The sequence below is a fragment of the Rhodanobacter sp. C05 genome, from assembly GCF_002001165.1.
Classification (GTDB): domain Bacteria; phylum Pseudomonadota; class Gammaproteobacteria; order Xanthomonadales; family Rhodanobacteraceae; genus Rhodanobacter.
The window spans coordinates 222,394-234,273 of record NZ_MUNQ01000012.1; the positions used below are offsets into that span (position 1 = coordinate 222,394).

Below are 11,880 nucleotides of genomic sequence, written 5' to 3' on the forward strand. Positions count from 1 at the left end.
TTTCCTGTTACTTCGTACGACGACGCACGATGAACTGCTGCGTGCGCTTGTTGTTACGGGTCTTGTAGCCCTTGGCCGGCGTGCCCCACGGGCTGACCGGATGACGACCACCTGAAGTCTTGCCTTCACCACCACCGTGCGGATGGTCGACCGGGTTCATCACCACACCGCGAACGGTCGGGCGAATACCCAGCCAGCGCTTCGCGCCAGCCTTGCCGAGCTTCTTCAGGCTGTGCTCGCCGTTGCCGACTTCGCCGATCGTGGCGCGGCAATCGACCGAGACGCGGCGCATCTCGCCGGAGCGCAGACGCAGCGTGGCGTAACCGGATTCGCGGGCCACCAGCTGCACCGAGGCACCGGCGCTGCGGGCGATCTGCGCACCCTTGCCAGGGCGCAGCTCGATGCAATGAACCGTGCTGCCCATCGGGATGTTGCGCAGCTGCAGGCAGTTGCCGGCCTTGATCGGCGCATCGCGACCGGACACCAGGCGATCGTCCACCTGCACGCCCTTCGGCGCGATGATGTAACGACGCTCGCCATCGGCGTAGCACAGCAGCGCGATGTGCGCGGTGCGGTTCGGATCGTATTCGATGCGCTCGACGCGGGCGGCGATGCCTTCCTTGTCACGCTTGAAATCGATGATGCGGTATTGCTGCTTGTGACCGCCGCCACGGTGACGCACCGTGATGCGACCATGATGATTGCGACCGCCCGTCTTGGACTGCGACTCGGTCAACGCCGCGTACGGCGCGCCCTTGTACAGACCTTCCGTCTTGACGCTGACTGCGTCACGACGGCCCGGCGAGGTCGGCTTGTGGTTGATTAATGCCATCTCACAAAACTCCTGGCTCAGGCCTTGGCGGACACGTCGATGGTCTGGCCATCGGCAAGACGCACATAGGCCTTGCGCTTGCCCTGGCGGCTGCCAGCGCGTTGACGAAAGGCTTTGACCTTGCCCTTGGTGTTGACGAGGTTCACCTGCTCGACCTTGACGTCGAACAACTTCTCCACGGCAGCGCGGACATCGGACTTGGTTGCCGCGGGGGCAACGACGAATACGTACTGGTTATGCTCGGCCAGACGCGCCGATTTCTCGGAGATGTGCGGCGCGCGCAGCGTATCGAGAATGCGTTCGTTGTTCATGCCAGCCACTCCTCGATCTTCTTCACCGCCTCAACCGTGACCACCACATGGTCGGAACCGACCAGGCTGACCGGGTTCAGGCCCATCACATCCAGCACATGGATATAAGGAATGTTGCGGGCGGCCAGGAATACCGACTCGGAAGCATCTTCCGACACCAGCAGCACGCGACCGGATACTTCGAGCTCGGCCAGCTTGGCCACCATCGCGGAGGTCTTCGGCGTCTCGACGCCAAAGCTCTCGACGACCTTCAGGCGACCCTGACGAACCAGCTCGGAGAAGATCGAGCGGATCGCGACACGGTAAGCCTTGCGGTTGACCTTCTGCTCATAGCTGCGCGGCTTGGCAGCGAACGTACGGCCGCCACCGACAAAGATCGGTGCACGGTAATCACCGTGACGGGCGCCGCCGCCCTTCTGCTTCTTGAATTTCTTGGTGGTACCGGACATCTCGCCGCGCGACAGCTGCGACTGGGTGCCGGCACGGCCGGCCGCCTGATAGGCGATGACGACCTGGTGAACCAGGGCCTTCTTGTACTCACCGCCGAACACTTCGTCCGACACGCTGAGCGACTTGGCGCCAATAACATTGAGTTCCATGGCGTCTCTCCTCAGCTCTTCGTCGTCGGGCGGATGATGACGTCGCCACCGGTTGCACCCGGTACCGCACCCTTCACCGCGATCAGATGACGCTCGGCGTCGACCTTGACCACTTCCAGACCTTGCTGCGTGCGGTTGACCGCACCCATGTGGCCGGACATCTTCTTGCCCGGAAACACGCGACCCGGGGTCTGACGCTGACCGATAGAACCCGGCGCGCGATGCGACAGCGAGTTACCGTGGGTAGCGTCACCCATCTTGAAGTTCCAGCGCTTGATCGTGCCCTGGAAGCCCTTGCCTTTCGATACGCCGGCAACGTCGACGATCTGGCCGACGGTGAACACGTCGTCTGCCTTGATCTCGCTGCCCACGGTGTACTTGCCGAGATCGTCGGCAGACACGCGGAACTCCCACAAGCCACGACCCGGCTCAACCTTGGCCTTCGCGTAGTGACCTTTCAGCGGCTGCGTCAGCAGGTTCGCGCGCTTGCTGCCCGCGGAAACCTGGACGGCGCTGTAGCCATCGTTATCGTCCGTCTTCAACTGGGTCACGCGGTTCGGCGTCGCTTCAATCAGCGTCACCGGAATCGAGCGGCCATCTTCAGTGAAGAGTCGGCTCATGCCGCATTTGCGGCCAACCAATCCGATACTCATCTTCGTATCCTGTCTGTCGCTCAACCGAGCTTGATCTGAACATCGACGCCAGCGGCGAGATCAAGCTTCATGAGCGCGTCCACGGTTTTGTCGTTCGGGTCGATGATGTCGAGCACACGCTTGTGCGTACGGGTCTCGTACTGGTCGCGTGCATCCTTGTCGACGTGCGGCGACGTCAGGATGGTGTAACGCTCGATTTTCGTCGGAAGTGGAATCGGGCCGAGTACCGTTGCGCCAGTGCGCTTGGCCGTCTCGACGATCTCACTAGCCGAGCGGTCGATCAGACGATGATCGTACGCCTTCAGCCGAATCCGAATCTTCTGGTTCGCCATAACCGTGTCCTGTTGTCGAAAGAACGTAATGTGAAACGAAACGGCTTCTCACCGCCTCGCACAACCCTTTACCACCACATCGGCAGCCGCAAACCAACTCCGCGACCCCAAATTCGAAAAGACCAAGCGAGCGCTAGGCGGCTCGCTTGGACGTAATTGCGTATCACGCAAAAAAATGTAATCAGCAGGGCTGCACCCTGTGATCACATTGAATTGCGAGGGCCATCCCGGCCTGCGAACTCGAAGCGCATCCTGCGCCTCATTTCGCGGTAGATCGACCGAGGACTAGCCTCGATCGATAAGCAAGCTGCGAAGTATACATGCAAATATCGGCTTAGTGAAGTGCCCCGATGAAAAACATCGCAAGCTGTCTCACTTGTCCGGCGTTATCCGACAAACAGGTCGGATCAACGCCGGGAGTTATCCCGGCAGCTAGCTGCCGGGATAACAGGACTTACTTGATGACCTTGGCCACGACGCCGGCGCCGACGGTACGGCCGCCTTCGCGAATGGCGAAACGCAGGCCTTCGTCCATCGCGATCGGGTGGATCAGGCTCACCACCATCTTCACGTTGTCGCCCGGCATCACCATCTCCACGCCTTCCGGCAACTGGCAAGCGCCGGTCACGTCGGTCGTGCGGAAGTAGAACTGCGGACGGTAACCCTTGAAGAACGGCGTATGACGGCCACCCTCGTCCTTCGACAGCACATACACCTCAGCCTCGAAGTCCGTGTGCGGGGTGATCGTGCCCGGCTTGGCCAGCACCTGGCCACGCTCCACGTCGTCACGCTTCAGGCCGCGCAGCAGCAGACCGGCGTTGTCGCCTGCCTGACCCTGATCCAGCAGCTTGCGGAACATTTCCACGCCGGTGACCGTGGTCTTCTGCGTGTCGCGGATACCGACCACTTCGATTTCGTCGCCGACCTTGATGATGCCGCGCTCGATACGACCGGTCACCACGGTGCCGCGGCCCGAGATCGAGAACACATCTTCCACCGGCATCAGGAACGGACGGTCGATGACGCGCGTCGGCTCCGGGATGTAGCTGTCCAGCGCGTCGACCAGCTTGATGATCGACGGCACGCCGATCTCGCTCTGGTCGCCTTCCAGCGCCAGGCGGGCCGAACCATGGATCATCGGGGTGTCGTCGCCCGGGAAGTCGTACTTGCTCAGCAGCTCGCGCACTTCCATCTCGACCAGCTCAAGCAGCTCGGCGTCATCCACCAGGTCCGCCTTGTTCAGGTAGACGATGATGTACGGCACGCCGACCTGACGGCTCAGCAGGATGTGTTCGCGCGTCTGCGGCATCGGGCCGTCCGCGGCCGAGCACACCAGGATCGCGCCGTCCATCTGCGCCGCACCGGTGATCATGTTCTTCACATAGTCCGCATGGCCCGGGCAGTCGACGTGCGCGTAATGGCGGTTCGGCGACTCGTATTCCACGTGCGCGGTCGAGATCGTGATGCCGCGCGCCTTCTCTTCCGGCGCCGCGTCGATCGAGCTGTAATCCTTGAACTCGCCACCAAAACGTTCCGCACCGACCTTCGTCAGCGCTGCCGTCAGCGTCGTCTTGCCGTGATCCACGTGACCAATCGTGCCGACGTTGACGTGCGGCTTGGTGCGTTCGAATTTACCCTTTGCCATGACTCAAACCTCTAGAAAAGAACGATATTTATTGAAGAAGTCGGCCTTATCAGGCCTTCTTCATGACCTGCTCGGCGATGTTGTTCGGCGCTTCGGCGTAATGATCGAATTCCATCGTGAACGTGGCGCGACCTTGGGTCAGCGAACGAATCGTCGTCGCGTAACCAAACATTTCACCGAGCGGAACCATCGCATCGATGGTCTTGCCCGACGGCGTATCGTCCTGGCCCTGGAGCAGACCACGACGACGGCTCATGTCGCCCATGACGTCACCGACGTACTCTTCCGGCGTCACCACTTCGATCTTCATGATCGGCTCAAGCAGCACCGGCGACGCCTTCGCGAAGCCCTGCTTGAACGCCATCGATGCGGCGAGCTTGAACGCCATTTCGGACGAGTCGACGTCGTGGTAGGAACCGAACACGAGCTTCACCTTGACGCCCACGACCGGGAAGCCGGCCAGCGGACCGCTGGTGATGGTCTCGCGCAGACCCTTTTCGACCGACGGAATGAATTCCTTCGGGATCACGCCACCGGTGATGTCGTTGATGAACAGGAAGTCATTCTTCACGTTCGGATCGGCACGATCGGCCTCGGTCATCGGCGACAGCTCGATCACGACGTGACCGTACTGACCCTTACCACCGGACTGCTTGGCGTGCTTGTAATCCGACTTGACGTCCGACGAGCGGATCGTCTCGCGGTAAGCCACCTGCGGCTTGCCGACATTGGCCTCGACATTGAACTCGCGGCGCATGCGGTCCACCAGGATATCCAGGTGCAACTCACCCATGCCCGAGATGATCGTCTGGCCCGATTCTTCGTCCGTGCGTACCCGGAACGACGGATCTTCCGCAGCCAGACGGCCGAGGGCGACACCCATCTTTTCCTGGTCCGACTTGGTCTTCGGCTCAACCGCCATCGAGATCACCGGCTCCGGGAACGTCATGCGCTCCAGAGTGATGATGTGATCCTGCGCGCACAGCGTGTCACCGGTCGTCACGTCCTTCAGGCCGACCGCTGCGGCGATATCGCCCGCACGGACTTCCTTCAGTTCCTGACGCTCGTTCGCATGCATCTGCAGGATGCGCCCGATGCGCTCCTTCTTGCTCTTGACCGGGTTGTACACGGCGTCGCCGGAGTTCAGCGTGCCCGAATAGACACGGAAGAACGTCAGTGAACCGACGAACGGATCGGTCATGATCTTGAACGCAAGCGCGGAGAACGGCGCCGCATCGTCAGCCTTGCGCGTAGCTTCGTTGTCGTCTTCGTCGATGCCGGCAACCGGCGGACGGTCGGACGGCGACGGCAGCAACTGCACTACCGCGTCGAGCATCGCCTGGACGCCCTTGTTCTTGAACGCGGTACCGCAGTAGACCGGAATGATTTCGTTGGCGAGCGTGCGCAGACGAAGACCGGCAACGATCTCGCTCTCGCTGAGGTCACCCTCTTCGAGATACTTGGTCATCAACTCTTCGGTGGCTTCGGCAGCCGACTCCACCATGTAGCTGTGCGCCTTGGCAGCCTGATCAGCTAGATTGGCCGGAATCTCCCGGTATTCGAACTTCATGCCCTGGGATTCCATGTCCCAGATGACCGCTTTCATCTTGAGCAGGTCGACCACGCCCTCGAAACCGTCTTCGGCACCGATCGGCACCTGCATCGGCACCGGATGCGCGCCGAGGCGCGCCTTCAGCTGGGCGACGACCTTGTCGAAGTTGGCGCCGGTGCGGTCCATCTTGTTGACGAACGCAAGACGCGGCACCTTGTACTTGTTGGCCTGGCGCCACACCGTCTCGGACTGCGGCTGCACACCACCGACCGCGCACAGCACGAACACCGCGCCATCGAGCACGCGCAGCGAACGCTCGACTTCGATCGTGAAGTCAACGTGTCCGGGGGTGTCGATGATGTTGAAGCGGTGCTGTTCCAGCGAGCCATCCATGCCCTTCCAGAACGCCGTCGTTGCCGCCGACGTGATGGTGATGCCACGCTCCTGCTCCTGCTCCATCCAGTCCATCGTGGCCGCACCGTCGTGCACCTCGCCAATCTTGTGACTGACGCCGGTGTAGAACAGGATGCGCTCCGTGGTGGTGGTCTTGCCGGCATCGATGTGGGCCATGATGCCGAAGTTGCGGTAGCGCTCGATGGGAGTGGTGCGTGCCACGTGAATAACCTCGTGAGTTTCTAGTACGCGGCGGACGAGCGGTAATCCGGCTCATCCGCGCGGACGATGCTTACCAGCGGTAATGCGAGAAGGCCTTGTTGGCCTCGGCCATGCGATGCGTCTCTTCACGCTTCTTGGCGGCACCGCCGCGGCTTTCCGAAGCTTCGAGCAGCTCGGCAGCCAGCTTGCGCGGCATCGACGTTTCGCCACGCTTGCGCGCAGCATCGATGACCCAGCGCATCGCCAGTGCCATGCGGCGACCCGGACGCACTTCAACCGGCACCTGATAGGTGGCGCCACCGACACGACGCGACTTCACTTCGACCGCCGGAGCGATGTTGTTGAGCGCCTTCTCGACCAGAGCCACCGGCTCGGCATTCTTTTCGCCAATATGCTGCAACGCACCGTAGACAATGCTCTCGGCGACGGACTTCTTGCCGCTCTTCATCACCATGTTGATGAAGCGGGCAATCAGCTGACTGCCATGCTTGGGATCCGGCAGAATCAGACGGGCGGGATGTGAACCTTTACGCGACATGTTTCGAGTCCTTTACTTCTTCGGGCGCTTGGCGCCGTACTTCGAGCGCGATTGACGACGCTTGGTGACACCAGCGCAATCGAGGCTGCCGCGCACTGTGTGATAACGCACACCGGGCAGATCCTTGACGCGACCGCCGCGGATCAGCACCACCGAGTGCTCCTGCAGATTGTGACCTTCACCACCGATGTAGCTGATGATCTCGAAACCGTTGGTCAGGCGCACTTTGGCAACCTTGCGCAAGGCCGAGTTCGGCTTTTTCGGGGTGGTCGTGTAAACGCGCGTGCAGACGCCGCGACGCTGCGGGCTGCTCTGCAAGGCCGGCGACCCACTCTTGTAGGTCTTGGGGCTGCGGGATTTGCGCACCAATTGGTTGACTGTCGTCATGCGAAGCTGTTCCTGAAAACATAAAGGCAGCCCGATCAAGCTCGGTCTGCCAAGAAGCGGGAATTTAACATGAGCAGCCTGCCATAGGCAAGCTGACGCTCTGCCGTCCTGGGCCCGAACACGAGGTGCATCCATGCACCTCATTTCGTATGTCAGCGAGTAAAACCCTGGACGGGTTTACTCGACACCGTTATCACTACCGGCCGACGCCTCGGCAAACGAGGCTGCGGACGCGGTGCCGGAGAGAGTCTCCAGCTCCGAGGCGGTCAAACCACCCTGACGACGACGCGATGCGTGGTACGCCAGGCCCGTGCCTGCCGGAATAAGACGGCCGACAATAACATTTTCCTTCAAACCACGCAAGCCATCACGTGTGCCACGAACTGCCGCCTCGGTAAGGACGCGGGTGGTTTCCTGGAACGAGGCTGCCGAGATGAACGACTCGGTGGCCAGCGACGCCTTGGTGATGCCGAGCAGGATCGACTGGTATTCGGTCGGACGCTCACCCTTGGCGATCGCACGGTCGTTTTCACGGTTGATCCGCACGCGCTCGATCTGCTCGCCACGCAGGTAATGGCTGTCACCCGGCTCGACGATCTCGACCTTGCGCAGCATCTGGCGAATGATTGCCTCGATGTGCTTGTCGTTGATCTTCACGCCCTGCAGGCGATACACGTCCTGGATTTCCTTGACCAGGTACGAAGCCAGCGGCTCCACACCCAGCAGGCGCAGGATGTCGTGCGGACTCGGCTCGCCGTCGACGACGGTTTCGCCCTTCTCCACATGCTCGCCCTCGAACACGATGACCTGACGCCACTTCGGAATCAGCTCTTCGTGCTCGTTGCCGTCGACGTCCTTGATGATCAGGCGCTGCTTGCCCTTGGTGTCCTTGCCGAAGCTGATGATGCCGGAGCGCTCGGCGAGGATCGCCGGTTCCTTCGGCTTGCGCGCCTCGAACAGATCGGCCACGCGCGGCAGACCACCGGTGATGTCGCGGGTCTTCGAGGTTTCCTGAGGAATACGCGCGACCACGTCGCCCACGCCCACTTCGGCACCGTTCTGGATCGACACGATCGCACCAGCCGGCAGGAAGTACTGCGCGGCAATGTCGGTACCCGGCAACTTGAGCTCGCGGCCCTTGCTGTCTTCCAGGCGCACGATCGGGCGCAGATCCTTCGCCTGCGTGCCGCGACGCTTCGGATCGGTGACCACCGCCGACTCCAGGCCGGTCAGGTCATCGGTCTGGCTCTGCACGGTGACGCCGTCGAGGAAGTCGATGAAACGCACCACACCGGCCACTTCGGTGACGATCGGATGAGTATGCGGATCCCAGCTGGCGACGGTCTGGCCCGGCTTGACCGGCGCACCGTCCTTGACCGAGATGTTGGCGCCGTACGGCACCTTGTAGCGCTCGCGCTCGCGACCGTTGGTATCGATCACGCTGACTTCGCCCGAACGCGACACGGCAACCAGGTGGCCCTGCTTGTGCTGTACCGACTTCAGGTTGTTGAACTTCAGCGAGCCGGTGGTCTTCACCGTCACGTTGTCCACCGCCGCCGCACGCGAAGCCGCACCACCGATGTGGAACGTACGCATGGTCAGCTGGGTACCCGGCTCACCGATCGACTGCGCGGCGACCACACCCACGGCCTCGCCCATGTTGACCAGATGGCCACGGGCCAGATCGCGGCCGTAGCAGAGCTTGCACACGCCGTGTTCGGCGACGCAGGTGATCGGCGAACGGACCTTGAGGATCTGCACGCCGGCCTTGTCGAGCTTCTCGACCAGTGCCTCATTGAGCAACGTGTCGCGGGTAACGATCGGCTGATCGTCGTCGCCGGGGGCGTAGACGTCCTCGACCACCACGCGGCCCAGCACGCGCTCGCGCAGCGGCTCGACCACATCGCCGCCTTCGACGATCGGCTGCATGATCACGCCTTCCTCGGTGCCGCAGTTGTCCATGGTAATCACCACGTCCTGCGCCACGTCGACCAGGCGGCGGGTCAGGTAACCCGAGTTCGCCGTCTTCAACGCCGTATCCGCCAGGCCCTTACGAGCACCGTGGGTGGAGTTGAAGTACTGCAGCACGTTCAGGCCTTCACGGAAGTTGGCCTTGATCGGAGTCTCGATGATCGAGCCGTCCGGACGCGCCATCAGGCCACGCATGCCGGCCAGCTGACGAATCTGCGCCACCGAGCCACGGGCGCCGGAGTCGGCCATGATGTACAGCGAGTTCATCGACTTCTGGCTGACCATCTTGCCGTCGGCATTCATCACCTTCTCGGTGCCGATGCCGTCGATCATGGCTTTCGCCACCAGTTCGCTGGTACGCGACCAGATGTCGACCACCTTGTTGTAGCGTTCGCCGGCGGTGACCAGACCCGACTGGTACTGCTGCTGGATCTCGACGACTTCCTTTTCGGACTCTTCAAGGATCGGCTTCTTCTCGGCCGGGATCAGCATGTCATCGATGCCGATCGAGATACCGGCACGCGTCGCAAAACGGAAGCCGGTGTACATCAGCTTGTCGGCGAACACCACAGTCTCTTTCAAACCCAGCAAACGGTAGCTGGAGTTGATCAGGCGCGAGATGTTCTTCTTGGTCAGCTCGGTGTTGGCCAGCTCGAACGGCAGGCCTTCCGGCAGGATTTCCGCCAGCAGCGCACGACCCACGGTGGTGTCGACGATCTTGGTTTCGTGCGTACGGGTGCCGTCCTCGGCAATGTGCACGAGTTTCAGACGCACCTTGACCTGGGCGTGCAGTTCGACCGCACGGTTGTCGTAGGCACGGCGAACTTCGGCGATGCCGGAGAACACCATGCCGGTGCCCTTGACGTTGATCAGCTCGCGGGTCATGTAATACAGACCCAGCACCACGTCCTGGGTCGGCACGATGATCGGCTCGCCGTTGGCGGGGCTGAGGATGTTGTTGGACGACATCATCAGCGTGCGCGCTTCCAGCTGCGCCTCGATCGACAGCGGCACATGGACGGCCATCTGATCGCCGTCGAAGTCGGCGTTGAATGCCGTACAGACCAGCGGATGCAGCTGGATCGCCTTGCCCTCGATCAGCTTCGGCTCGAACGCCTGGATACCCAGACGATGCAGGGTCGGCGCACGATTCAGCAGCACCGGATGCTCGCGGATCACCTCTTCGAGGATGTCCCACACCTGGGCCTCTTCGCGCTCGACCAGCTTCTTCGCCGCCTTGATGGTGGTGGCTTCGCCACGCGCCTGCAGCTTGGCGAAGATGAACGGCTTGAACAGCTCAAGCGCCATCTTCTTGGGCAGACCGCACTGGTGCAGGCGCAGGGTCGGACCGACCACGATCACCGAACGACCGGAGTAATCCACGCGCTTGCCAAGCAGGTTCTGGCGGAAACGGCCCTGCTTGCCCTTGATCATGTCGGCGAGCGACTTCAGCGCACGCTTGTTCGTGCCGGTGATGGCACGACCGCGACGGCCGTTGTCGAGCAGCGCATCGACCGATTCCTGCAGCATGCGCTTCTCGTTGCGCACGATGATGTCGGGCGCATTGAGCTCGAGCAGACGCTTCAGACGGTTGTTGCGGTTGATCACGCGACGGTACAGATCGTTCAGATCGGAGGTGGCGAAACGGCCACCGTCCAGCGGTACCAGCGGACGCAGGTCCGGCGGCAGCACGGGCAGAACGGTCAGCACCATCCACTCCGGCTTGTTGCCGGATTCCAGGAACGCCTCGATCAGCTTGACGCGCTTGGTGAGGCGCTTGAGCTTGGTCTCGGAATTGGTGGAAGTGATCTCTTCCTTCAGGCGGATCACTTCGCCCGGCAGGTCGAGCGACTTCAGCAGTTCATAGACAGCCTCGGCACCCATGCGGGCGTCGAACTCGTCGCCATGTTCTTCAGTGGCTTCGAGGTACTGGTCTTCGCTGAGCAGCTGACCACGCTCGAGCGCGGTCATGCCCGGATCGATCACCACGAAGGCTTCGAAGTACAGGATGCGCTCGATGTCACGCAGCGTCATGTCCAGCATCAGGCCGATGCGCGAGGGCAACGACTTGAGGAACCAGATGTGCGCGGTCGGGCTGGCCAGCTCGATGTGGCCCATGCGCTCACGGCGCACCTTGGCCAGCGTCACTTCCGTGCCGCACTTCTCGCAGACCACGCCACGATGCTTCATGCGCTTGTACTTGCCGCACAGGCACTCGTAGTCCTTCACCGGTCCGAAGATCGCGGCGCAGAACAGGCCGTCACGCTCCGGCTTGAAGGTGCGGTAGTTGATGGTCTCCGGCTTCTTCACTTCGCCGTACGACCACGAACGGATCAGCTCCGGCGAGGCCAGCGCGATCTTGATCGCGTCGAAATCCGGCGTCGCGCGCTGCTGATTGAACAGGTTGAGCAGGTCTTTCATTGCTTAGGCTCCTGTGACTGCGCG

Annotated in this window: 10 protein-coding genes; all 10 read right to left on the bottom strand. The window is 61.9% G+C overall.

Annotated elements, in window-relative coordinates:
- Positions 1-7 precede the first annotated feature (7 nt).
- Positions 8-832, bottom strand: coding sequence for a 50S ribosomal protein L2 (gene rplB, locus B0E51_RS12385; RefSeq protein WP_077445202.1), 825 nt, complete (start codon positions 830-832; stop codon positions 8-10).
- 17 nt (positions 833-849) lie between these two features.
- On the bottom strand, positions 850-1,143 hold the full coding sequence (gene rplW, locus B0E51_RS12390) for a 50S ribosomal protein L23 (RefSeq protein WP_077445203.1): 294 nt from the start codon (positions 1,141-1,143) through the stop codon (positions 850-852).
- Positions 1,140-1,742 (bottom strand): 50S ribosomal protein L4, encoded by a 603-nt coding sequence (gene rplD, locus B0E51_RS12395; protein WP_077445204.1) that lies wholly within the window; start codon positions 1,740-1,742, stop codon positions 1,140-1,142. Before rplD ends, rplW begins: the two co-directional genes overlap by 4 nt.
- Before the next feature lie 11 nt (positions 1,743-1,753).
- Positions 1,754-2,395, bottom strand: coding sequence for a 50S ribosomal protein L3 (gene rplC / locus B0E51_RS12400; RefSeq protein ID WP_077442333.1), 642 nt, complete (start codon positions 2,393-2,395; stop codon positions 1,754-1,756).
- A gap of 20 nt (positions 2,396-2,415) precedes the next feature.
- The gene (rpsJ, locus tag B0E51_RS12405; RefSeq protein WP_068095401.1) at positions 2,416-2,727 is read right to left on the bottom strand and encodes a 30S ribosomal protein S10; all 312 of its coding nucleotides are present in this window, start codon (positions 2,725-2,727) and stop codon (positions 2,416-2,418) included.
- A 454-nt stretch (positions 2,728-3,181) separates the two neighbouring features.
- Positions 3,182-4,372 (bottom strand): elongation factor Tu, encoded by a 1,191-nt coding sequence (gene tuf / locus B0E51_RS12410; protein ID WP_077445205.1) that lies wholly within the window; start codon positions 4,370-4,372, stop codon positions 3,182-3,184.
- Positions 4,373-4,421: 49 nt separating this feature from the next.
- Positions 4,422-6,539, bottom strand: coding sequence for an elongation factor G (gene fusA / locus B0E51_RS12415; protein ID WP_077445206.1), 2,118 nt, complete (start codon positions 6,537-6,539; stop codon positions 4,422-4,424).
- A gap of 70 nt (positions 6,540-6,609) precedes the next feature.
- A complete protein-coding gene (gene rpsG, locus B0E51_RS12420; protein ID WP_072757771.1) occupies positions 6,610-7,077 on the bottom strand; it encodes a 30S ribosomal protein S7 in 468 nt (155 codons plus the stop codon).
- Between the two features lie 12 nt (positions 7,078-7,089).
- The gene (gene rpsL, locus B0E51_RS12425) at positions 7,090-7,464 is read right to left on the bottom strand and encodes a 30S ribosomal protein S12 (protein WP_056386848.1); all 375 of its coding nucleotides are present in this window, start codon (positions 7,462-7,464) and stop codon (positions 7,090-7,092) included.
- A 177-nt stretch (positions 7,465-7,641) separates the two neighbouring features.
- Positions 7,642-11,856, bottom strand: a complete 4,215-nt coding sequence (gene rpoC / locus B0E51_RS12430; RefSeq protein ID WP_077445207.1) for a DNA-directed RNA polymerase subunit beta' — start codon at positions 11,854-11,856, stop codon at positions 7,642-7,644.
- Between the last annotated feature and the right edge of the window lie 24 nt (positions 11,857-11,880).